Annotated in this window: 24 protein-coding genes; 12 read left to right on the forward strand and 12 right to left on the reverse strand. The window is 46.1% G+C overall.

The genetic code is table 11. The features are described 5' to 3' along the window. Positions 1–105: 105 nt before the first annotated feature. The 5 genes from VC82_RS05890 to VC82_RS05910 form a co-directional block, all read right to left on the reverse strand. A complete protein-coding gene (locus VC82_RS05890; protein WP_045801547.1) occupies positions 106–2,538 on the reverse strand; it encodes a TonB-dependent receptor in 2,433 nt (810 codons plus the stop codon). Continuing rightward, the gene (recO, locus tag VC82_RS05895; RefSeq protein ID WP_045801548.1) at positions 2,522–3,241 is read right to left on the reverse strand and encodes a DNA repair protein RecO; all 720 of its coding nucleotides are present in this window, start codon (positions 3,239–3,241) and stop codon (positions 2,522–2,524) included. Before recO ends, VC82_RS05890 begins: the two co-directional genes overlap by 17 nt. A 119-nt stretch (positions 3,242–3,360) precedes the next feature. After that, positions 3,361–4,704, reverse strand: coding sequence for an NADP-specific glutamate dehydrogenase (gene gdhA / locus VC82_RS05900; RefSeq protein ID WP_045801549.1), 1,344 nt, complete (start codon positions 4,702–4,704; stop codon positions 3,361–3,363). A 131-nt stretch (positions 4,705–4,835) separates the two neighbouring features. Next, positions 4,836–5,993 (reverse strand): cystathionine gamma-synthase, encoded by a 1,158-nt coding sequence (locus VC82_RS05905; protein ID WP_045801550.1) that lies wholly within the window; start codon positions 5,991–5,993, stop codon positions 4,836–4,838. A gap of 29 nt (positions 5,994–6,022) precedes the next feature. After that, positions 6,023–6,400, reverse strand: a complete 378-nt coding sequence (locus tag VC82_RS05910) for a nuclear transport factor 2 family protein (RefSeq protein WP_045801551.1) — start codon at positions 6,398–6,400, stop codon at positions 6,023–6,025. A 109-nt stretch (positions 6,401–6,509) separates the two neighbouring features. On the opposite strand from VC82_RS05910, the gene VC82_RS05915 reads away from it, so the two are divergent. The 3 genes from VC82_RS05915 (at position 6,510) to VC82_RS05925 (ending at position 8,575) form a co-directional block, all read left to right on the forward strand. Further along, complete coding sequence (locus VC82_RS05915) at positions 6,510–7,253, forward strand: DUF3298 and DUF4163 domain-containing protein (RefSeq protein WP_045801552.1); 744 nt, start codon at positions 6,510–6,512, stop codon at positions 7,251–7,253. Between the two features lie 78 nt (positions 7,254–7,331). Further along, positions 7,332–7,685 carry an arsenate reductase family protein gene (locus VC82_RS05920; RefSeq protein ID WP_045803283.1) on the forward strand — a complete coding sequence of 118 codons (354 nt, stop codon included), beginning with the start codon at positions 7,332–7,334 and terminating at the stop codon, positions 7,683–7,685. Continuing rightward, positions 7,682–8,575 (forward strand): DMT family transporter, encoded by an 894-nt coding sequence (locus tag VC82_RS05925; protein WP_045801553.1) that lies wholly within the window; start codon positions 7,682–7,684, stop codon positions 8,573–8,575. The genes VC82_RS05920 and VC82_RS05925 overlap by 4 nt, the downstream gene beginning before the upstream one ends. On the opposite strand, the gene VC82_RS05930 is transcribed toward VC82_RS05925, so the two are convergent. Next, positions 8,559–9,035 carry an acyl-CoA thioesterase gene (locus VC82_RS05930; RefSeq protein WP_045801554.1) on the reverse strand — a complete coding sequence of 159 codons (477 nt, stop codon included), beginning with the start codon at positions 9,033–9,035 and terminating at the stop codon, positions 8,559–8,561. The two genes, VC82_RS05925 and VC82_RS05930, sit on opposite strands and share 17 nt — an antisense overlap. A 208-nt stretch (positions 9,036–9,243) precedes the next feature. Between VC82_RS05930 and VC82_RS05935 the strand changes: the two genes are divergently transcribed. The 6 genes from VC82_RS05935 (at position 9,244) to VC82_RS05960 (ending at position 14,218) form a co-directional block, all read left to right on the forward strand. Next, a complete protein-coding gene (locus VC82_RS05935) occupies positions 9,244–10,221 on the forward strand; it encodes an NAD(P)H-dependent flavin oxidoreductase (RefSeq protein WP_045801555.1) in 978 nt (325 codons plus the stop codon). 52 nt (positions 10,222–10,273) lie between these two features. Then, positions 10,274–11,275, forward strand: coding sequence for a bestrophin family protein (locus VC82_RS05940; protein WP_045801556.1), 1,002 nt, complete (start codon positions 10,274–10,276; stop codon positions 11,273–11,275). Then, positions 11,275–12,234, forward strand: a complete 960-nt coding sequence (locus VC82_RS05945) for a YheT family hydrolase (RefSeq protein WP_045801557.1) — start codon at positions 11,275–11,277, stop codon at positions 12,232–12,234. The genes VC82_RS05940 and VC82_RS05945 overlap by 1 nt, the downstream gene beginning before the upstream one ends. A gap of 115 nt (positions 12,235–12,349) precedes the next feature. Next, positions 12,350–12,832, forward strand: a complete 483-nt coding sequence (locus VC82_RS05950) for a c-type cytochrome (RefSeq protein WP_045801558.1) — start codon at positions 12,350–12,352, stop codon at positions 12,830–12,832. Between the two features lie 86 nt (positions 12,833–12,918). Further along, the gene (locus tag VC82_RS05955) at positions 12,919–13,626 is read left to right on the forward strand and encodes a hypothetical protein (protein ID WP_045803284.1); all 708 of its coding nucleotides are present in this window, start codon (positions 12,919–12,921) and stop codon (positions 13,624–13,626) included. Positions 13,627–13,633: 7 nt separating this feature from the next. Then, positions 13,634–14,218, forward strand: coding sequence for a DinB family protein (locus VC82_RS05960; protein WP_045801559.1), 585 nt, complete (start codon positions 13,634–13,636; stop codon positions 14,216–14,218). Positions 14,219–14,221: 3 nt separating this feature from the next. Here VC82_RS05960 and VC82_RS05965 read toward each other — a convergent pair whose 3' ends face one another. Further along, on the reverse strand, positions 14,222–15,751 hold the full coding sequence (locus VC82_RS05965) for a SulP family inorganic anion transporter (RefSeq protein ID WP_045801560.1): 1,530 nt from the start codon (positions 15,749–15,751) through the stop codon (positions 14,222–14,224). Positions 15,752–15,991: 240 nt separating this feature from the next. Continuing rightward, complete coding sequence (locus tag VC82_RS05970) at positions 15,992–16,966, reverse strand: phytanoyl-CoA dioxygenase family protein (protein ID WP_045801561.1); 975 nt, start codon at positions 16,964–16,966, stop codon at positions 15,992–15,994. 142 nt (positions 16,967–17,108) lie between these two features. Here VC82_RS05970 and VC82_RS05975 point away from each other — a divergent pair, with 142 nt between their 5' ends. After that, positions 17,109–17,963, forward strand: coding sequence for a helix-turn-helix domain-containing protein (locus tag VC82_RS05975; RefSeq protein ID WP_045801562.1), 855 nt, complete (start codon positions 17,109–17,111; stop codon positions 17,961–17,963). Positions 17,964–18,282: 319 nt separating this feature from the next. On the opposite strand, the gene VC82_RS05980 is transcribed toward VC82_RS05975, so the two are convergent. After that, complete coding sequence (locus VC82_RS05980; RefSeq protein ID WP_045801563.1) at positions 18,283–19,200, reverse strand: hypothetical protein; 918 nt, start codon at positions 19,198–19,200, stop codon at positions 18,283–18,285. 126 nt (positions 19,201–19,326) lie between these two features. On the opposite strand from VC82_RS05980, the gene VC82_RS05985 reads away from it, so the two are divergent. Then, on the forward strand, positions 19,327–20,328 hold the full coding sequence (locus tag VC82_RS05985; protein ID WP_045801564.1) for an NAD(P)H-dependent glycerol-3-phosphate dehydrogenase: 1,002 nt from the start codon (positions 19,327–19,329) through the stop codon (positions 20,326–20,328). A gap of 5 nt (positions 20,329–20,333) precedes the next feature. On the opposite strand, the gene VC82_RS05990 is transcribed toward VC82_RS05985, so the two are convergent. The 3 genes from VC82_RS05990 to VC82_RS06000 form a co-directional block, all read right to left on the reverse strand. Continuing rightward, a complete protein-coding gene (locus VC82_RS05990) occupies positions 20,334–22,001 on the reverse strand; it encodes a glycerol-3-phosphate dehydrogenase/oxidase (RefSeq protein WP_045801565.1) in 1,668 nt (555 codons plus the stop codon). Between the two features lie 68 nt (positions 22,002–22,069). Continuing rightward, positions 22,070–22,378, reverse strand: coding sequence for an antibiotic biosynthesis monooxygenase family protein (locus tag VC82_RS05995; RefSeq protein ID WP_045801566.1), 309 nt, complete (start codon positions 22,376–22,378; stop codon positions 22,070–22,072). Beyond that, complete coding sequence (locus VC82_RS06000) at positions 22,379–22,735, reverse strand: hypothetical protein (RefSeq protein WP_045801567.1); 357 nt, start codon at positions 22,733–22,735, stop codon at positions 22,379–22,381. Between the two features lie 37 nt (positions 22,736–22,772). On the opposite strand from VC82_RS06000, the gene VC82_RS06005 reads away from it, so the two are divergent. Beyond that, complete coding sequence (locus VC82_RS06005) at positions 22,773–23,282, forward strand: CvpA family protein (RefSeq protein ID WP_045803285.1); 510 nt, start codon at positions 22,773–22,775, stop codon at positions 23,280–23,282. Positions 23,283–23,430: the final 148 nt, after the last annotated feature.

Genomic DNA, 23,430 nt, shown 5'->3' on the forward strand with positions numbered 1-23,430 from the left:
AAGGGGCCGTTTAAAAAGTTTGCCCAATCGTCATTTCAAGACCTCCGGTCTACGCCCGATTTGACAAAAAGATATTCAGCAAACTTTATGGGCGGTCTCTTCCATTTAAAAGGAATATTCAAGGCCCAATATTAAATTGGTGCCCGGTGCCACAATACCTGAAGAATAGGTTCTATAACGTTGGTTTGTTATGTTCTCTAAATTCAATGAAGCCTTCAATGATTGTGTGATCTCATACTGCGAACGGAAATTCAAGGTGTACCAAGAAGGTGAAAATGGGTTGCCGTTCTCATCGGTCGCGTAAATGAATTCTTTGCTGCGCTCTGAAAAGGCTAGGTCTTCAAAGGGCATCTCTCCATTATAGTTCAGAAATAAATCTGCCGTAAACCTAGGGCTCTTCCATAATACATGAACATCTGCAAAAGTAGGGGCCACATGGCGTGCCGGTGAATCGGTGCCATCATCATCTTCTTCAATGCCCTCGGTAAGTGTCAGGTTGGACACTAGAGACCAGTTTTCATTTAAAAAAGCCTCAAGACCGAACTCAAAACCATACACGTAGGCCTTGGCGGCATTTTGTATGGCCTGAACGTTGCTCAATTCCCCATTGTATTCAATCTGTGATTGACCATTGAAAGTAAAGTCCCTTCGCACAAGGGCATCGACCAAATAGGTGTAGTATGTGGCCGCAGAAAGCACCACCTTATCATTGAAATTCTTACGGACTCCAAAATCAATATTGTACGCATATTCAGGTTGCAGATCAGGATTTGGCACCACCACCGAGCCGGGCTCTGAATCGAAGATCTTTCCCACATCATCGATATTGGGCGCCCGAAAGCCCGTAGACCCATTCAAGGTGAACTGTAGGTTTTCTTGTGGAAACCAACTGAAGCCCACACTGCCGGTAAGGGCCCCTGTTATAATATCGGCCTCATCAAAAGGAAACTGGTAGAAGGTATCGTCGAACCGGGCATCGACCCATACTTGGCTATAGCGAAGGCCCGACAATAGGGTAATATTTGGCTTCAAATGATATTCGCCATGTACATAACCGGCAAATGTCTGCCAGGTGGCACCATCGGGGTAGCGCGAGGCAGCATCAAATATTTCGGCTGTTTCAATATTTTTTTGGCTACCGTCTGAGTTGACCGTGTTGAAAATATATTCGGCCCCGTAATACAACCGGAGGTTGCCTATCTTCTTGTTCTCAAAATCGAGGTTTACCGACAAGGCATCCACTTTCTCTTTGGTTCTGAACAATATCGGGTCTTGAAAATCACGTTCGTTCCTGCTCTCTTCGAACAATTGGTAGGCGGTGGTCAACTTGACCCTGTCATAAAATTTATTGCGCCCCTGTTTCGTCACCTGAAAATTGCCCATGAACCACTTTTGGGGGCCATAGTACCACTCGGCAGAGCGTAGACCAGCACCATCGCTGCTTGGCCTGATCAAACGGTCGTATCTTGCATAATCAGAGGTTTCTGAATAATAGAGACCAAGGTCATACGTGTAATTGTTGTTGGGGCGAAATTTGAATTTCTGAAGAAGATTGATCTGGTCATAGCCAGAAGGCACCTGCTCTCGTGGGTCAGCATTGGGCACCAGCACATCTTCCCCGTTTCGCCTGACCACATAATGGTTTCTCAAGTAACTGTCGCGACCGTGCTTGCCCATGGTCAAATCTCCAAAGTCGTTATATGAGACACTTATGTACGAAGCCCATCTTTTTTTTCCAAAATTAAAATCGATATGGGCGGTGTTTTCGTTGTTCGCGGTTGAAAAACGGTACAGGGCACTGCCTGAGAACGCCAGGCTGTCGGTGAACGAAAAACGCGGGCTTTTCGTAAAAAAGTTCATAACCCCCCCTATGGCATCACTACCGTAAATAACAGAACCTGGGCCAAAAATCACCTCTGTGTTCTTGACGGTGAAGGGGTCTATGGAAATTACATTCTGAATATTGCCACCCCTGAAAATGGCATTGTTCATTCGAACCCCATCGACCGACAAGAGAACCCGATTGGTGGCAAAACCCCGGATCATAGGGCTGCCCCCTCCCAATTGGCTTTTTTGAACGAACACCTTGCCACTGTGCCGCAACAAATCTGCAGAAGTCTGCGGACTCGCCAAAGCAATGCTCTGGGCATCGATGGAAACAACCTTTTGGGGTATGTCTTTTCGTTGCTGCTCCCATTTTGAAACCGACATGACCACCTCATCAAGTTGTTCGGGCTTGAGCTGTAAAAAGACTTTGTTGCCCTTTCTCAGTATCAAGGCCTTGGTGGTCTTCAAGGGCTGGTAACTGATATGCCTGAACTCGATACGTTCATTGCGATTGAACGCAGAGAGATCGCACCGACCATCAAAATCGGTAATGGCACTCTTTGATTTGTCTTTGTTGTAGATGGCCACATTGACGACAGGGTTGCCGTTTCCGGCATCCATGACCACAATCTGCTGTGAAGAAACAGCCCAAGAAAAAAGTACAAAAAAAAGGAACGTCTTGGTCTCGCACATACTAATCGAACACTGCATTTAAAACGGCCAACGACTTGGGTTTTCTGAATCCGTGCAAATGTAGCCCAAAATACAGAATAACCACTTGAAGCAATTTTTGTCGGTTGGCACTGCTCATTTTTACCGTCAATAATGCATCAAAATTTATGCCCAAAAATTGTTTGAAGCATTCCAGGGTTTCACCCTCGATCACCGGATTGAGTGATGGCCGTGCCGAAAAGTTTCCTTCAAGCAAATCAAAATAGTCCTTCTCTTGATTCGAAGTATCGGGGTAGAACCCCAGATATTTCGTTAGGTTCAGCAGAAAAAGAATATGAAAATTGGAAATGTGGTCACTCTCGTCCATCCAGTTCAGGCTATATTCCAAGTAATTGAAAAGTGCCTCGTCCCTTTCTTCTTCTTGAATGCTGGAACCCAACATTTCGGCCAAAAATAGCACCAAACTGTTTTTGATCACATCAGAATGCAATGTCTTGTACGGACGAAGTACCTTGACTTCTCGAATAGTCTCCAGCGACCCCTTGTTTCTGTGGTTTACAACCATCTCTAACTGGGTAAGGGGCTGAAAATATGCTGGTTTCAGCTTACCTTTTTTTGAAGAAAGCACACCCTTGAGCAAATACGATTTGAGTCCGTCAGATTGGGTAAATGCCTTGACAATCAAACTGGTATCGCCATACTTGAGCGAAGAGAAAACAATGGCCTTGGTGCTTATTTGCATATGCCCCTATACTTCTGAAAAAGATGATGGACCTTTGGGTTGCATCACCCTAGGACTAAAGATAAAAAAGAAACCCGCTGTATTTTCAATACAACGGGCTCAGTGAATATTTGAATTAGCTATATTACTCCCTGGGCCAGCATGGCATCGGCCACCTTTACAAACCCAGCAATATTGGCTCCTTTTACATAGTTGCAATACCCATTGTCTTCTTTACCGTATTCGATGCACGAGTTATGGATATCGTTCATGATGCCCTTTAGGCGATCATCGACCTCTGAGCGGGTCCAACTGATTCGCAAAGAGTTTTGCGACATCTCCAAACCTGAAGTGGCCACGCCCCCGGCGTTGGACGCCTTGCCCGGTGCGAACAAGATTCTAGCCTCATGAAAAGCATGTATGGCCTCTGGAGTAGAGGGCATGTTGGCTCCTTCTGACACGCACATACAACCGTTTTTCAACAAGGTTTTGGCATGGTCACCGTTCAATTCGTTCTGTGTGGCACACGGCAGTGCGATATCGCAGGGCACCTCCCAAGGTGCCTTGCCCTTATGGTATTCTGCATTCGGGTACTGATCCACATACTCTGATATCCTTCCCCGTTTGTTGTTCTTCAGGTCCATGACCCAAGCCAACTTTTCTTCATCGATGCCCTCTTTGTCATAAATATATCCGCCTGAATCTGAAAGTGTCAACACCTTGCCTCCCAAGTGCAACACTTTTTCGGCGGCATATTGGGCAACGTTCCCTGAACCGGAGATGACCACATTTTTTCCTTCAAAAGACTCGTCTCGGGTCTTAAGCATACTATCGGCAAAGTATACCGTGCCATACCCTGTAGCCTCGGGACGTATCAACGATCCTCCCCAAGAAAGGCCCTTGCCGGTCAACACACCCGTAAACTCGTTGCGAATTTTTTTATAGGCCCCGAACAAGAATCCTATTTCTCGGGCACCTACCCCAATATCACCTGCCGGAACGTCTGTGTTGGGCCCAATATGGCGGCACAGCTCGGTCATGAACGCATGACAGAAACGCATTACCTCATCATCTGATTTGCCCTTTGGGTCAAAGTCAGAACCGCCTTTACCACCGCCCATGGGCAGCGTGGTCAAACTATTTTTGAACACTTGCTCAAACGCCAAGAACTTCAAAACACTGGCATTGACCGTTGGATGAAACCTAAGGCCACCCTTATACGGACCGATTGCCGAGTTCATCTGTATCCGATATCCTCGGTTAACATGTATCTCACCATCATCATCGACCCAGGCCACACGAAACGAAATCAACCGTTCCGGTTCTACCATACGCAACAAAATGTTCTTACCATTGTAAATCTCATGCTGTGCTATATAAGGAATTACCGTTTCGGCCACCTCTTGCACGGCTTGAATAAATTCAGGTTCATGACCGTTTCTGGCCTTGACCTCATCCATGAATGCTTTGATTTTCGCTTCCATATTTGGAGATGTGATTTTAGTTACCCTTTGCCACCGCTCAGGACAATTTTATTGAATTAGGAATATGGCGTCAAAATTATGCTATTTACATAATTTGGAGGTGCTTTTTTTAAAAATATTTCAAAATGAGGTCATCGCCCTATGGCCTGTTCAAGATCGGCGATAAGATCATCGATGTCTTCAATACCCACACTCAAACGAATCAGGGCATCGACAACCCCGCTTTTTTCCCGTTCTGTTTTTGGAATACTGGCGTGCGTCATACTTGCCGGGTGGCCAGCCAAACTTTCTACGCCGCCCAATGATTCTGCCAAAGTGAACACTCGCAGTTTTTCGACGATGTTGACAGCCTCTTTAAAGGTGCCGCCCTTTGGAACAAATGAAATCATGCCCCCAAAACCGTTCATCTGGCTTTTGGCAATTTCATGGTTCGGATGATCTTCAAAACCTGGCCAATAGACCTTTTCAATTTTAGGATGGTTTCTCAGATAATTTGCTATTGCCTCCCCATTCTCACAATGCCGTTGCATACGTACGTGCAGTGTTTTGATTCCGCGAAGGGTCAGAAAGCTGTCCATAGGCCCGCAGACGGCCCCACTGGCGTTTTGGATGAAGTACAATTTTTCGGCCAACTCTTTGTCGTTTACCACCAATGCACCCACGACCACATCGCTGTGCCCTCCCAAATATTTTGTGGCCGAGTGCATTACTATATCGGCACCCATTTCAAGCGGTCGCTGTAGATAGGGGGTGGCAAAGGTATTGTCAACGGCCAGTAGCAGTCCGTGTTTTTTGGCCAATGCCGCCATGGCCGCAATGTCTATTACGTTCATCATGGGGTTGGTAGGGGTCTCTACCCAAAGTAACTTGGTCTTGTCGTTTATCTTCCCTTCAACCGACTCCACATCTTGCATGGCCGTGAAGTGGAAAGTAATGCCATATTTCTCAAAAACCTGCCTGAAGAGTCGGTAACTGCCCCCATAAAGGTCATTGGTCGAGACTACCTCATCCCCGGGTTCGAGTAATTTTATTACCGCATCCATGGCCGAAAGCCCACTGGCAAAAGCCAATCCGTATCGGCCGTTCTCGATGCTTGCCAAGGCGTTCTCCAAGGCGGTACGTGTGGGGTTGCCACTTCGTGAATACTCGAAGCCCTGGTGCCCGCCGGGCGTGCTCTGTGCATAGGTCGAGGTTTGGTAGATGGGTGGCATCACGGCACCGTAGGCCTTATCAGGCTGTTGCCCCCCATGAATGGTCTTGCTATTGAACTTCAATTCCTTTTTTTCCATATTTTCTTTTGCTAATTTTTTGGTTATGATCAGTACATCGGGTTGTCGTTGACAGAAACGTCAGGTATTTTTTGAATGGCATCCCAGTGTTCCACAATCTTTCCATTGTTGTCAAATCGAAAAAAATCCATCGTCACATATTCTTCATTGCCCGGCCACGTCTGATGTGTGTGCAAGGCCACCAGGTCACCTTCTGCGATGCATCTGACAAATTCGATTGATTTTTTGGGATATTCCTTTTGCATTCTTTCAAAATAATCGATGAAACCTTCGGTGCCATCTGCCACATCGGGGTTGTGTTGTATATAGCTGCTGCCCACATAAAGTTCTACCGCCTTTTTAGGATTTCCCTCATAGGCAGTTTTGTAGAATGCGATGGCGTTTTCTTTGTTTTTCTCCAAATCCATGTTCCCTTTCAGCTAATTATGCCCCTACATTATAATTAAAGTCACAAATGTATCGTTAAGTTTTAGAGTATTCAATCAAATACTAAATTTGAAGTCCCTAACCCCTGTCATGAAAAAACCGATTGCACTTCTGGCGCTCCTTATGGCTTTCTTTGGTTGCGAAGAGACACACAAACTTACATTTGAACCCGTAGCGATTGAAAGTCCACGTTGTGCCGAATGTCCATCGGTTACGATCGAGATTCCCGAGGCATTGGACAACAGCGCTGTGGCCAAGGCGATAAACACCGCTTTGCGGGAAGAAATCATTTACCCCCTAAAATTCGACGAGGGCAAAGATGTGGCCACCATTGAAGAGGCAGTGGCCTCTTTTACCGAAGGCTTTCACCAAATACAACAAAAGTTTGGCGGGGAATCTGCCCCTTGGGAAGCGAAAATTCAAGGACGGGTAGTTTATGAAGACGAGCATATCATTACCCTATCACTGAACGCATACACTTTTACCGGGGGTGCCCACGGATACGGCTCGACCATATTTTTGAATTTTGACAAGGCCAAGGGCATTGAACTAATCCCATACCAATTTTTCAATGATGTGGAAGAATTCGAAGAATTCGCCGAGGCCAAGTTTCGGGAGCAAGAAAAGATACCCCGAGAAGGCAACATCAACCAGACCGGGTTCATGTTCGAAAAGAACCGTTTTCGATTGGCCGAGAACATTGCCTATACCGAAGAGGGGCTGCAGATCGTCTACAACCAATACGAAATAGCCTCATACGCCGATGGCCCCATTGTACTTACCATTCCCTTTGATGAGGCCAATACTTTTTTAAAGTATAAGGTGAAGTCGTAATACGTGGTTTGATCGCATTTATCGGCATCGTTTTAACGGAATTGAGTTTCTTTGCAAGAGGAAACCAAAAACGTGAAAATGAAAAAAATATACCACCTAGAGACCTGCAAAACCTGCCAGAAAATCTTGAAGGAACTTGAACCTTTGGATGGTGTCGAACTCCGCGAAATCAAATCAAAGGGCATCACGCAAGAAGAACTGGAAGAGATGCGGGCCCGCACAGACAGCTATGAATCGCTTTTCAGCAGAAGGGCCATGCTCTTTAGACAGCGAGGGCTAAACGACAAGCAGCTGTCTGAGAACGATTACCGTGATTTGATATTGGAGCACTATACCTTTTTAAAGCGACCTGTGGTCGTGGTGAATGACCAAATTTTTATCGGCAATGCCAAAAAGGCCGTAGAAGGTGCCAAAGCCGCCCTGCATTCATGAGCAAACGCACGTTGGCCTTTATGGCCGCCATTGGGGCCACCCTCATCTATGGCCTGAACCATACCATTGCCAAGGGGGTCATGCCCACATATGTTAAACCTTTTGGTTTCATTTTTTTACGGGTGGTGGGGGCCACCATTCTTTTTTGGGGCATCTCTTTTTTTGGTCCCAAAGAGAATATCGAGAAGAAAGATTGGGGTCGCCTGTTGGTCTGTGCCCTTTTGGGAATGTCTATCAACATGCTGTCATTTTTTAAGGGATTAGAGCTATCGACCCCGATCAACAGCTCGGTGCTCATCACCATCAGCCCGATCATTGTGGTATTGCTCTCTTTTTTCTTTTTAAGGGAACGGATCACCTTCAACAAGGGTTTCGGAATTTTCTTGGGGTTTGTGGGGGCCTTGGTGCTTATTTTGTTCGGGGCCGAGATACGCCAAGACGCCCCGAACATTCCATTGGGCAATACGCTCTTTCTTATAAATGCGACTGCCTACGGGGCCTATCTTATCATTGCAAAGAAATTGGTTGAGAAATACCATCCGTTCACGTTGATGAAATGGTTGTTCTTGATGGCCGTGGCCATCAATTTCCCCATCACGTTTTCAGAGTTTCTCGAAATCGAATGGACGACAATGCCTCTTTGGGTGTATGGCGTCATTGCTTTTGTGATTATTGGCACCACCTTTATGACCTACCTCTTCAACATTTTTGCCATGACCGAACTAAAGGCCAGTACCATTGGGGCCTTTATCTACGTTCAGCCCGTATTCGGTATTTTCTTTGCGATGGCCACGGGCAAGGATCAATTGACCCTGGTCAAGGTTTTAGCTGGATCACTGGTGTTGCTGGGGGTTTATTTGGCAAGTAAAAGGCTTAAACCAAGTCCTTAGGCACTTTTGCAAATTTTCGGGTATCCTCCTTGGTAAGGATTTTGAAGTCGTCTGCCTGTTCCATTTGGTCAAAGGCATCCAAAAAAACCTGTGGCAGAGCGGTCAGTTTTCGCTCTTTTAGGTTGATCCAAGCGCCCATCATCTCACAATGGGCAAAGTTCTTGCCATCGGCATCATAAAAATTATGGTGGAACTCGAAGAACATGCCGTCTTTGCTCATGCCCTTAAATTCCAAAGAAACCCGTACCGGTTTGCCCGGAAAGGCTTCCTTGAAATAGTAGACATGCTCATAAAAGACCACGGGGCCAATATTATGTGCCGCCATGCTTTTTTGGTTGAAGCCCAATCGGCCCAAATAAGCCATTCGCGTATGGGCCATAAAGTTTATGTAAGCGGTGTTCGCCAGGTGCCGGTTGGCATCAAGGTCGCTCCATCGAATTTCAAATTCCTTAAAAAACATAATTACTGTGCTTTTTTAAAAATAACCAAGGCCTTTTTTACTTCTCCTTGGAGAGAGGTCGATGCCGCAAATAGCGGTATCGGGTGTGGGTAAAACAATGGAGCACTATAGCTCAATTATTTTGTTATGCATGCATAATAATTTGTAAAAATAGCATAGTTTTGAAAAAGCACAGCACAGCTGAACAAAAATTTCAAAACAACACGAAATGAGCCAAAAAGCACCTTTTATTAACGACCTTTCACTCCCTGCCATTGCCGCGCCCATGTTTTTGATATCGGGGCCCAAACTGGTCATTGAGTGCTGCAAGAATGGTATCGTAGGTACCTTTCCGGCGTTGAACCAACGTACTAGTGAAGGGTTTGAGGAATGGCTCGTCGAAATTAAAACAGAGCTCAAACAATTTGAGGAAGAAACCGGCAAGAAACCAGCACCATTTGGGGTGAATTTGATCGTGCACCAGACCAATCCGAGATTGGAAGCCGACCTGAGGTTATGTGTCAAGCACCAAGTTCCGTTGATCGTTACCTCTTTGGGGGCGGTTCGCCAAGTGGTCGATGCCGTGCACAGTTATGGCGGGCTTGTATTTCATGACATCATCAAAAAAAGGCATGCCGAAAAAGCGTCCGAAGCGGGTGTCGATGGACTGATACTGGTTTCAGCCGGGGCCGGTGGCCATGCAGGCACCATCAACCCCATGACCTTGGTCGCCGAGGTGAAACAATTCTTTGACAAGACCATTATTCTTTCGGGCTGTATCAGTACAGGCCGTGATATTGCCTCGGCCATGCAGATGGGTGCAGACCTGGCCTACATGGGCACCCGGTTCATCAATGCCGAGGAGAGCAGGGCCCCATCAGCATATAAGCAGATGATCATTGAGGCAGGTGCCAGCGATGTTATCTACACCGCCGCAATTTCTGGGGTACACGCCAATTTTTTGGCGGCCAGTCTAAAAGCTGCCGGAATCACCGAAGAAGACCTTAAAAAAGACCGGAAAATTGATTTCGGCAAAGAACTCGATACCGAGGCCAAGGCCTGGAAGACCATTTGGTCGGCCGGGCAAGGCGTGGCCACCATACAGAACACCCTGCCCGTCAAAGATCTGGTGGCACAACTCAAAAAAGAATTCAAAACCGCAGTGGAAGAACAGTGTGCGTTGCTCAAGCGTTTTCCGAAAGACTGAGTGGTATGCTGATTCTTTGTACATTGGTGAAACCAAAATTTAGCAGGCCGCCATGTACATCAAAAGAAACATCAGCTGGGGCATCATTATGCGCTATGCATGGAAAAACTTGATTTTTTTCACTTTCTATGCCTCCCTTATTTTTAGCCTTTATTATTATTTGGATTGGACGCACATCGATATTCCGTTCCAGCCACTATCGGTCATTGGCATCGCCGTTGCTTTCTACATCGGTTTCAAGAACAGCCAGAGCTACGACCTTTTTTGGGAAGCCCGAAAAATTTGGGGCGGCATTGTAAACTATTCCAGAACCTGGGCCAACAACGTGCTCTGTTTTGTGCAGAACGACCGAAACGCCCAAATACAATTGATACACCGTCATATAGCATGGATCAACGCCCTGCGCATTCAACTGAGACAGCCCAATTCGTTTTCCATAAAGGAGAATGCGGCCGTTGAACGCCTCTTTGAAAAGCATGGCCAGCGCAACCCTGTTTGCAGCGGTATGGAGCTTTTGCTCGATCCAGCAGAGGTCGATGACCTTGAAAACCGAAAGAACGTGGCCACACACTTAGTAAAGAACCAAGGCCTACAGCTCAAAAAATTGTTGGATAAAGAAAAAATTACCGAATTCGACAAACAGGTCATGCACCACTGCCTCGAAGAGTTCTATAACCTTCAGGGAAAATGCGAACGCATCAAAAACACCCCTTTTCCTAGGCAGTATGCCTATTTCAGCACCGTGTTCACATGGATTTTTGTGCTGTTGTTGCCATTTGGGCTATTGAACGTGTTCGGGAACAAATTGGGCGAGGTTACGATAGGCAGCAATTGGTGGTACATCGTTCTTATGATTTTCTTTTCGGTTCTTATTTCTTGGATATTCACCACCATGGAAAAAGTCGGCAGCAATAGTGAAGATCCTTTTGAGGGTCGTATCAACGATGTGCCCATGACAGCCCTTTGCCGCACCATTGAAATTGATTTGCGCGACATACTCGATGAACAGAGCCTACCAGAGAAAACCAAACCCCTGCACAACATTTTGTACTGATGCCACTGGTCCCTGCCGATTACCGCCCACCGTTTTTGTTCAGAAATGGACATTTTTCCACCATTTACCATGGTCTTTTCAGAAAGGTCAATGGCCTAGTGCAACGCCGTGAACGACTGGAATTGCCCGATGGGGATTTTTTGGATTTGGATTGGAGCGAAAGTGCCGTCCCAACCCAAAAAGCGGTCGTTTTGCTGCACGGTTTGGAAGGCGACGCCCAACGCCCCTACATCACCGGAAGCGCCAAATACCTGAACCAGTATGGTTTCGATGCCTGTGCTGTCAATTTTCGGGGATGCAGTGGCGAACCCAACCGAAAATATAGGTCGTACCATTCCGGTGCCACCGAAGACTTGGTGACCATTGTGCACCATCTATTGAACCAAAAGCCATATTCAGAGATCTTTTTAATGGGCTATAGCCTTGGCGGCAACGTGGCATTGAAATATCTGGGTGAGGGCAACCCGGTGCCGAAGCAAATCAAAGGGGCTGTCACCGTTTCAGTACCCTGCGACCTGCATGATGCCTGTATTGAGCTATTGAAGCCCAAGAACATATTGTATGCCAGAAGGTTCAAAAAACATCTTATTGCCAAGTTGAAAGAAAAGCATCGAATGTTTCCAGAAAAGATATCAAAGGAGCAAATCAAGTCCATTGTAACCCTGAAAGATTTCGATGATGTCTATACAGGCCCTGCCCATGGTTTTAAATGCGCTCTGGATTATTACCGAAAATGCAGCTCAAAACAATTTTTGGTGCCTATTCAAATACCCAGCCTCATCATCAATGCAAAGAACGACTCTTTCTTAGGGCACGATTGCTATCCTTTCAGGGAGGCCGAGAAAAACCCTAACCTGCACCTTGAGATTCCTGATTTTGGGGGCCATGTGGGTTTTTGGGGGGCGCAAAATGTCACCTATGCCGAACGACGGGCGGTTGCGTTTTTTTCATCCATATGAGAATTCATTTGGTACTTGGTGTTATAGCGATCTGTTTTGGCCTAAAAAGATTGCCCCACTGCATTCGTCATGATGGCAGCTTTTATTTATATTAGTGGTTCTAATCGATTGAACAATGAAAAAACTGATTCTATTTATTGCATTGGGAACCTTTATCGCCAGTTGTGGTGGTAAAAAGGAGGAAAAAAAGGATGATGGTTTTCAAGTAAACCGTGCCAAAAAAGAAACCAAAAAAGAAGAGGCCAGTGAGGGCATACCCGTAGATTTGGACAATAAGGGTGTCGGGCCCATAAAAAATGTTGATTTCGACGATGAAATCAATGAAGAAATGGCTGCCCGCGGTGAAGAAAAGTTCAATACCATTTGCACCGCCTGCCATATGGTAGATCAGCGTATGATCGGCCCGGCAATGAAAGGGATATATGAGCGAAGAAGCCCTGAATGGGTAATGAACATGATCTTGAACCCTGATGGCATGCTCAAAGAAGACCCCATTGCCAAGGCCCTGTTGAAAGAGTATAACAATGCCATTATGCTCAACCAAAACCTGACAGAGGAAGAGGCGCGTGATATCGCAGAATATCTGCGGACACTATAAAATTTTATCACCAATTATGGAATATGCCGCTTCCGCTCCTCAGTTTGGATAGCGGCATTTTTGTAATACTTGAAAAACAACGCTCTATGAAAAAATACCTTCTGCCCTTCGCAATCATTTTTTCGATAAGTCTTCAAGCACAATCATTGATAGGCGCTTGGGAGGCCTCCACAGTCAAAGGCGGCAAACAGCTAAGAAATGTTGTCATCTTTGCCGATGGCTATCAGGCGGCCACGAATTACGATGCTGAAACGGGTGCTTTTGTCAGCACCAACGGCGGCACTTGGCAGTTAGATGGAAATACCTTGACCGAAACGGTCGAATTTGACACCAAAAATCCTGAAAGGGTGGGCAGCACATCTTCTTTCGAGATAACCGTGGACAACGATGAATTGCGTATCAACGATATGGACATGGTCTGGAAACGAATCGATGACGGCACCCCCGGCGAATTGGCAGGCGCATGGCTCATATCGGGCCGAAAACGCAATGGGGAAATACAAAAAAGAAACACCGGCCGCCCCAGAAAGACCATGAAAATATTGTCGGGCACCCGCTTTCAATGGATTGCCTACAATACCGAAACCAAAGAATTTATGGGCTCAGGCGGGGGAACCTATACGACCAAAGAAGGAAAGTACACCGAAAACATCGAGTTCTTCTCGCGTGACGATTCGCGCGTGGGGGCCAGCCTACAATTCGATTATGAGCTAAAAGATGGCGATTGGCACCATTCAGGGCTTAGCAGTAAGGGCCAACCCATTTATGAAATTTGGAGCATCCGTAAAAAGTAGTCGTTGCATGAAAAAAGTAGTATCAGCAGCTTTTTTTATTTTCACCTGTTTTACCATGAGCGCACAAGAACTCCCTTACAGGCAAATTCCCGACTATCCTTCAGAATACACAAGTGGCAATATCGTTTCGCGTATGGTTGACGGGCTGGGGTATCGCTATTATTGGGCTACCGAAGGATTAAGGCAGCAAGACCTCGATTACAGACCCTCTGAAGAGGGCCGTACCGTTTTGGAAACCCTTCAGCACATTTATGGCATGTCAGAAATGATTTTGAATACACCGAGTGCCACACCCAATGTTCGTCCAAAAGATTTCAGCGGCTATTCGTTTGAAGCGCTGCGCAAAATGACACTTGAAAATCTTCAGAAGGCCAGCGCCCTATACACCACAATGGCTTCAAACGATTTTGAATCGGCGAAGGTCATCTTTCTAAGGGGCGAAAAGCAATTCGACTTTCCGTTTTGGAACCTTTTGAACGGTATGCTATCCGATTGTGTTTACCATACCGGTCAAATTGTTCTCATGCGAAGGGCCAACGGTAATCCGCAGAACCCGAATGTGAACGTATTTTTGGGAAAGACCCGTGAGTGAACACTAGACCTTATCAACGACTACCTTATAAGTTGGGTCTTCCAGTACGTTCACTTCTATGATGTCATCGGCATTCTTCAACAGGCGACGGCAGTCTTTGCTCAAATGTCTCAAATGCACTTTTTTGCCCACTTTATGATAGCGTTCGGTGATTTTGTTCAAAGCCTCGATTGCCGACATATCCACTACGCGGCTTTCTTTGAAATCAATGACCACCTCATCGGGGTCGTTCAGCACATCAAATTTTTCTCCGAACAAGGTAGTGCTTCCAAAAAACAATGGCCCGTAGATTTCATAGTGTTTCACTCCGTTTTCATCGATATATTTTCGGGCACGAATACGCTTGGCATTGTCCCAGGCAAATACCAATGCCGAAATAATAACCCCGACCAGTACGGCCAAGGCGAGGTTGTGCAACAATACCGTTACCAAGGTAACCAGCACCATCACCAGCACATCTGATTTGGGCATTCGTCTAAAGGTGCGCAGACTGGCCCACTCAAAGGTGCCCAGGGCCACCATGATCATCAGTCCGGTCAAGGCTGCCATCGGTACTTTTTCAATGAGCTCAGAGCCGAACATGACAAACGCCAACAGCATCAATGAAGCTACGATGCCCGACAGTCTTGCACGGGCCCCATTGGAGATGTTGATGAGACTCTGCCCGATCATCGCACAACCACCCATGCCCGAGAAAAGTCCCGATAAAATATTGGCCGTGCCCTGTGCCACAGCTTCCTTGTTACCGCGGCCCCGCGTTTCCGTAATCTCGTCGACAATGTTGAGCGTTAAAAGGCTCTCAATGAGTCCAACGCCCGCCACCACTGCCGCATAGGGGAAAATAATCTGTAAGGTTTCCAGTGAAAACGGCACTTGGGGAATATGGAAAGGGGGAAATCCCCCTTTGATGGAAGCAATATCACCAATGGTTCGCGTTTCGACCCCAAAGAAAAATACGATACCGAACACCAACAATATGGCCACCAATGATGCCGGCACCACCCTGCTCAATTTTGGAAGCCCCCATATGACCAACATGGTCAACAGCACCAATCCAGAAAAGATATACAAGGTACTACCAGAGAGCCAATCGCCATCTGTGGTCTTGAACTGATCCAATTGTGACATGAATATGATGATGGCCAGACCGTTCACAAAGCCGAAAATAACGGGGTGGGGCACCAAGCGCATCAACTTGCCCAATCGAAGAAAGCCTGCTGTCATTTGCAGTATTCCGGCCAAGATCACCGTGGCAAATACGTATTCTACCCCAAAGTCTTTGGCCAGCGATACAATCACCACCGCCACGGCACCTGTGGCACCAGAAATCATGCCTGGGCGGCCCCCAAGAATCGAGGTAACCAAGCCCATTACAAATGCAGCATATAAGCCTGTCAATGGCGAAAGCCCTGCGATAAAGGCAAAGGCAATGGCCTCTGGCACCAATGCCAGGGCCACGGTGAGGCCCGAAAGTATTTCCGTTCGGTAATTTACTGGTTGTGAAAAATCGAAAAGGTTCAGGTACTTTTTCATGGCTTCGGTTTGAAGCCGGCAAAAATAGGGCTAATTAAGTTTCTGGCCTTAAAATGAACGATAAATGTGGCTTCTCTCCTTAGACAAGGGGAGGTGGATTCAAGCGTAGCGAAGAAGACGGAGCGGTCTGAAACAAATAAGAAACGTAGCCCACAATAGTATCGACCACCCCTTTCTACCGAAGTGCTTCGCTTTCGGGATTCATTCCCCTCCTCGATTGAGAAGGGGAGCTGTTAAAGATTACCAGTCTTTCAACCCCAATAACTTCTCGCCAAGAGGGCTCAGTTTGGCAGTTTCATAACGGTCACGTTCCCAATTTCTGGGATCACCGGGAAAAGCGTAGCCCTCAGGGGCGACCCTGTTTTTCCATGAATGGATGCGCCACTTGCGCAACTCTTCATTGTCTTCCTCGGCCGGCATCATTGAAATATACTGGGCAATACGCACCTTGTTCTTTGATTTGTTCGGTCGAATGCCATGCGGCTGAAGGCTGTTGAAAATGAGCAGGTCCCCTGCTTCCAAGGAAACTTTCACAATTTTGTCTTCCAACCCAGAAATATCGGGCTGAAAATGGTCGCGGTCTTTGGGTTGGGTCTGCTTCCATTTATCATAATTGCGGTAAAGCCATGGAATGCACTGAAAACCCCCCATATTTTCATCGAGCTGGTCGGCCAGTGCAAGAACCCCCTGCACATTTTGGGGCTTGGTCTCAGGGTCATAGTCCCAGTGGATAAAGCCTTTCTGTTCAAATCCCGGACGGTTGGGGAAATTTAGATTGGCCCTGTCAATGGTGACCCACAATTTTTCAGTGCCCCAGATATCGACAAAGGCATCATAGATTCGTTGGGTCTGGCGGTTGTTCCAGAGCAGCTGGTGGTTATAGACCTCGACCATCCCGGTACCTATCAATTCTTTCATCTGCATTTCTGCCCTTGGGGCCGTGTACCAAGTGCTTGGGTCGTTGGGGTCTTTTTCTTCAAACTCCCACAGAAAATCGGCCGTGGCCTTGGCCTGCTGCTTCGAAACGGCATTTTTGATAATGATGTAGCCGTTCTTGATCCAAAAATCCCAGTCCGCTTCAGAAAGTACGCGAAGGCGTTTGCCGTTTGAACGGTCGTTCAGTTTTTTCTTGCTGCTAGTGGCGGTTGAAGGGTTACCAGGTATTTCTTCATGGGCCTTGTTGGCCATTTCTATTTTCGAATTGGTCTGTTGCATAACATTGAGTATTGAAGATTTATAAGTAAAACTACTGGTACCAGTATGAAATCGCTACTGTAATATTGACCTATATTTGAATTATATTGACTTTTTTTGATTTTTTGGTAGTGTTTTGATTCAATATTGGTAAATTATAATCGTGAAAGTTCAACTTGAGACTATTGCTGAGAAAACAAATTCTCCCTTTCGACTGCTGCACAGTCCGAGGTTGAGCGATTTGTTCTATTGGCATTTCCACCCAGAATACGAGTTGGTCTACATTGAGGGGGCCAGCGCCACCAGACATGTTGGCAACCACATCTCACAATACAGTGAAAGTGACTTGGTGTTGATAGGCTCGAATATTCCGCACCTCAACTTTGATTATGGGGTGGCCACCGAATACACACATGAGGTGTTGCATATTAAGACGGATATAAAAAAGGAGGTCTTTGACAAGTATCCTGAAATGGGGGCTATCAAAAAGTTATTGCAAATGGCGCAATATGGCATTGCTTTTCATGGTGATACAAAACGCTGCATTGGGGCCCTTATGAAACAATGGCACCAGATGGACGGTTTTAGTTTTTTTACCAGTGTACTCGATGTATTGAACAGCCTTTCGAAAAGCACTGAATTTGAGCTCTTGCACACTTCGCCCTATATCAACAGGTTTAAGCAACGTGACCAAGAGCGGCTACGAACAATCCATACTTTTTTGGAAAACCGGTATGCCACCAAGGTCACCATCGATGAGGTAGCCGAAAAATGCAATTTGGGGCGGGAAGCCTTTTGTCGGTACTTCAAAAAAGAAACGGGCAGCACCTTTATCACGTTTTTGAACCAATATCGAATCAGCCATGCCAAGCGGCTATTGTTGGCGGGCAAAACGGTGACCGAGGCCTGTTTTGCCTGTGGGTTTGAAAGCCTGTCTTATTTCAACCGAACGTTTAAGGCCGTCAGCGAGGAAACACCCTCAAATTTCAAAAAACGGCATCGTTCTGTAAAAGTTTGAAAGAACCCACATATTGGGCAATTCGAGGCACTTGCCAAAATTAAAACTTCAAGGTAATTGCTGTTTACAAAGAGGTCACGTACTTTCGTAGGGGGTAAGTTCGATTATAAAATGAAACCTCGGACTAGGTGCATGTTTTGAAGATGTTCTTATGTGACCCCGACGCTTACGGTCGGGGTTCAATTCGATTACGCATCCGCCAAAATCGGATGCCATCTCATTGAAAAAGAAACCGCCCTGACGATAAATGTCAGGGTGGTTTCCAACTAAATAACCAACCAAAAAACTTATATAGATAGTCGATGACTACTGAATATCCTTACAATTTACGCTTCCGAACAACATTCATTTTCTTACCGCTCTTTTTTATCCTTTTCTTGCCCGTCTTGTGGTTTGACTTCAGGTACTGGATAAATCCTCTTCCGGTGAACTCATAGACCGTTTCACTGGCCACGTGGTAGAGCTCGATTGTTCTATCATCAATAACGTAGAGCTCAAAGTAATCATTGCCCAAAAAGTCATAATCGAGTGTTAAAGTTTTTAGGGTCTCATCATTGGTGTCAAAAATTTGATAGTCGCCTTCATAATCCCATTCCAAATTGGGCAGGGGCGTTGCGGGCGAATCTATTGATGATTGAAAATATCTGCCATTATCGGCAAAGAAGCGCAAGAAGTTCTCGTCATCAAAATCATTGATGGCCCCCATTTCACTGGTATAGGTTTTTTCCCAAGCTTCATACTCTTGCAGGAAATAATCGAGGTTGTCATAAAAAACAAGGTCGTAATCAAAGTTGTTTCGATGGTAGCCACGAAGAAAATAGGAGGTATCGCTTCTAGGGTCATACAGCTCCAATGTGCTTCCGTTCACGGCAAAAACATCCAAACGCCATAGCCCATCAACATCATGGTTGACCTCAACCGTTCCGGGCAAGGTGGCATACGAACCGACATCGATGCCCAAGCCATTTCCGTTCTTGCCAATTCCGGCAATATTGTTGTTGGCCCATAGTACCCCATTTTCAAAAGATACGGTGAAAGCCCGTTGCAAAAAAGGCACTTCACCATTACCCTTGGTGGCATTGATGTCGATGTACCAAAGTTCGTACGATTGCAATACCTGATCGGTATTGATGGCAGAGTCTACGATAAAATCATCGTCTAAAATCACTTCTGTATAACATGAGCTGGCCAATAGCCCTATACCCAATAATCCGAATAGTAACGTTCTTGCTCTCATAACTGTGTTGCTTCATGGTTCTGTTCTTGACAGACCAAGCACCGTGCCAAAAAACACAACTAGTTGAAAATCAATGCTTCATGCTGAATTTGATGATTTAGCTACTTTTGCGCAATAAATCAGTTTATGTCTCGAGAAGTAAAAATCGCTGTTTTAGGTGGCGGAAGTTGGGGTACGGCCATCGTGAAAATGCTGACCGAAAATCTGGATACGGTGTACTGGTACATACGAAATACCAATGCCATCGAATACATAAAAAAGGAAGGGCACAACCCAAATTATCTGACCTCTGTAGAATTACACACCGAATATCTCAAGCTGACCGACGACATCAACGAGGCGGTCAAGAATTCTGACCTTCTGATTTTTGCCATACCATCTGCCTTTCTCAGTGCCGAGCTCGACAAATTGAACAAGCCCCTGACAGACAAGATCATCTTTTCGGCCATTAAGGGCATAGTGCCTGAAACCGGATTGATAGTGGGCGAACACTTCCATGAAAAATACGGTGTTCCGTTCGAGAATATCGGGGTAATAACCGGCCCATGCCATGCCGAAGAGGTTGCCCTTGAGCGGTTGTCGTACCTTACGATTGCCTGTGCCGACAAGAGCAAAGCAAAACTGTTGGCCGAACATTTTGACAGCCATTATATCAAAACAAAGATATCAAACGATATCATCGGCACCGAGTATGCAGCCATGCTCAAGAACATCTATGCCATTGCCGCCGGCATTGCCCATGGCTTGGGGTATGGCGATAATTTTCAGAGTGTATTGATGAGCAACGCCATTCGAGAGATGAAGCGTTTTACAAAACGTATACACAATATCGATAGAAATATCAACCGCTCGGCCTATTTGGGCGACCTGTTGGTGACCGGTTATTCGACCTTTAGCCGTAACCGCCTGTTCGGCAATATGATCGGAAAGGGTTATACCGTAAAAAGTGCCATGATGGAAATGAACATGGTGGCTGAGGGCTACTATGCCGTGAAGAGTGCACACAAAATAAAATCGAAGTTCAAAAAGAAGGTTAAGACCCCCATTATCGACGCTGTTTACAGAATTCTATACGAAGGAAAGAACGCAAAGAAAACCATTAAGGAGCTCACCGATAAACTGGATTGACCCCCTTACACCTTCTCCAACGAAAAGTTGGAGTGCTTTTCCAGTTCTTCTTCCATTTTTTCTTTAAACATTCTCATCTGTTCCGCATCATAGGCATAGGCGTTTTTGATATCCTGAAGAACAGGTTCCATAAAAGTGCGCACACTGTCGATATCAAAATACAGGCGGCCCGTTCTTCGGATGAAGAAATCAATGGGGTTCAGCACCATTTCGTTTTCAATGGCGAATTTCAGCTCGGCCCGTATAAGTCGTACGTAATTGTCTTTGTTCTTGAAACCCGCATAGTGCTCCAATATTTGTTCGGTCTGCTTACCATAAGTGGTTACCAGATACCATGCGTCGTACTCTGAAAAACCATCTTTTTTGATACGGCCATACACCTCTGCGATGTATTTTTTCACGTGCTTTGACTTTTTGAAATCGCTGCCACAAAGCGGAATCTTATCGGTGGTACAGGGGCCAACTTCAATGCCATGATCTTCCTCAAGATTCTTGGCAACCCGGTTGACGACCCTTTCGGCCATTTTACGGTACCCCGTCAACTTTCCGCCCGCGATACTGATCAGTCCGGTATCAGAAGTAAAGATCTCGTCTTTGCGCGACAGCTCCGAAGCCGATTTGCCCTCTTCATGGATCAAAGGCCGCAGGCCTGCCCATGACGAAATAATGTCTTCAATCTCCAAGTTGATTTTCGGGAACATATTGTTCACCGCAGAAATCAGGTAAATGGCATCGGCCAAATCGGTGCGCACATCATCTTTGTCGGCATCATAGTTGGTGTCGGTGGTGCCGATATAGGTTATTTTTCCGCGGGGAATGGCAAACATCATGCGCCCATCGGGAATATCGAAATACACCGATTGCCTCACCGGAAGTTTTTCATGAGGAAACACTAGGTGCACGCCCTTGGTCAAGTGCAGTCGTTTTCCTTTTTTCGAATTGTTGACGCTGCGTAATTCATCTACCCAAGGCCCGGCCGCGCTGATGACGTATTTCGATTTGATCTCAAACTCATTGCCAGTGGGCACATCTTTCACTTTGACCCCGGCCACTTTGCCGTCCTGATATAGAAAATCGATCACTTGGGCATAGTTGAGTGCCTTGGCCCCGTATTGAAGGCTGGTCTTGATGTTTTCCAATGTAAGGCGTGCATCGTCGGTACGATATTCTGCATAATACCCTGCGCCGCTCAAAATCTTCTTGGGCAGTAAGGGCTCTAGCTTCAATGCCTGTTTTTTATCGAGCATCTGCCGCTTGTCTTCCCCTGATACTTGGGCCAGAATATCATATACCTTAAGCCCGATCGAGGTCAACCATTTGCCATACGAGCCGCCCTCTATCAGCGGCAACAGCATTTTTTCGGGAAGCACCAAATGAGGCGCCAGCTTATGCACTATGGCCCGTTCTGAACCGACTTCTTTCACTAGCCAAAAATCAAATTGCTTCAAGTAGCGGAGGCCTCCATGAATCAATTTGGTCGATTTGCTGCTTGTACCCGAGGCAAAGTCTCCTTTTTCGACAAGAGCGACTTTCATGCCGCGCGAGGCGGCATCCAGAGCTATGCCTCCTCCCGTGATGCCTCCACCAATAACGACCAGATCATAGCTTTCCTTTGACAGTTCTTCAATGGTTTTTTTACGGTCAAGGTTTGAAAATCGTACGGTTTTTTTCATTCAAAAGGCAATTATCTATAATACTCTCAAATGTAAGGGTTTGTAAAGCGCTTTCAAAAACCATGTGATTATGGTTTTGTAAACTCATATTCACGTTCTACCTTACAAACACGCACCTTGTACCAAGAGTACCATTCTTCAATACCACGCTTTTGTGCCAACTGGTGGTCTAGGTTTGCCTTCCAACGGGCAATGGCTTGGGTGCTCTCCCAATAGCTGATTGAAATGCCCAGACCGGATCGGGCACTCTCAAAACCGATGAACCCCGGTTGTTTTCGGGCCAAGGCCTCCATTTCTTCTGCCATTGCAGCGTATCCGTTGTCACCCTCGGTTCGGGTGTTCGTAAAGATTACGGCGTAATAGGGCGTGGTCTTCATTTATAAGATATATTCCTTTTCCATAAAATAATTGACCAAGGCCTCTTTCATCAATACCGATTGTTCACCTGCCTTCAAGGGGGGCAGTTGCTCTTTTACCTTGTAATGGGGCCAACCATCGTCATCAAAGAACTCAAATTCATAGTAGCCGTAAGGTTCCAACAACCGGCAGATGGCGATGTGCATCAAGTATAGCTTTTCGTCTTTTTTAAAAATGCGGTTCAATTGGCCAAGCTCTTGCACCCCCACAAGGTAAATGATGGTGTCTAGATCAAGTTTGTCGCCATCGGCGAATTGGGCCGAAAGCTTTTCAACCAATACCTGCCATCGTTCTTTTAAAAGTGTGTCCCGTGCCATGCCCCAAAGGTACAAATCAATGCCCTATATTTGGGGTGTGGACTTTTTAGATATTGTACTCGGTATCCTTTTGGCGTGGGGTCTCTACAAGGGGCTCAAAAACGGGCTGTTTGTTGAAATTGCCTCGCTCATAGCATTGATAGCCGGTATTTACGGTGCCATCCACTTTTCGTACAAAACTGCGGAGTATCTTTCGGATAACATGGACTGGGACGAACGCTATATCAAGATTACCGCTTTTGTCATCACCTTTATCATAATTGTAGTGGTGGTACACCTGGCCGGAAAGTTTTTGACCAAGATTGCCGATTTCGCCATGTTGGGACTGTTGAACAAAATTGCCGGCGGTATTTTCGGAACCCTGAAAGTGGCCGTGATTTTAGGAGCCTTGCTCATCTTTTTTGAGAGGGCCACCGCATCGGTCAATCTTATCAATGAACCTACCAAACAAGAATCCGTGCTCTATGGCCCCATCAAGGATATAGGTGCCCTTGTTTTTAATATAGTGCTCAAAAAAGAAGGTGATGAAGAGCATGAAATAGAGTAAATGACCGATGCTTTGTGCATTTCTTCCGCAAAATGATACCGCTTGTCGAGAAAGGCGACACTCAAAAAACAAAAAACAGTACTTTACACTTCTGCGAAATTTCGCTTTGAAGAACCCCCGAACTCTTCTTTGAACTGCCTTTTATTTG

The organism is Flagellimonas lutaonensis (assembly GCF_000963865.1).
GTDB lineage: Bacteria > Bacteroidota > Bacteroidia > Flavobacteriales > Flavobacteriaceae > Flagellimonas_A > Flagellimonas_A lutaonensis.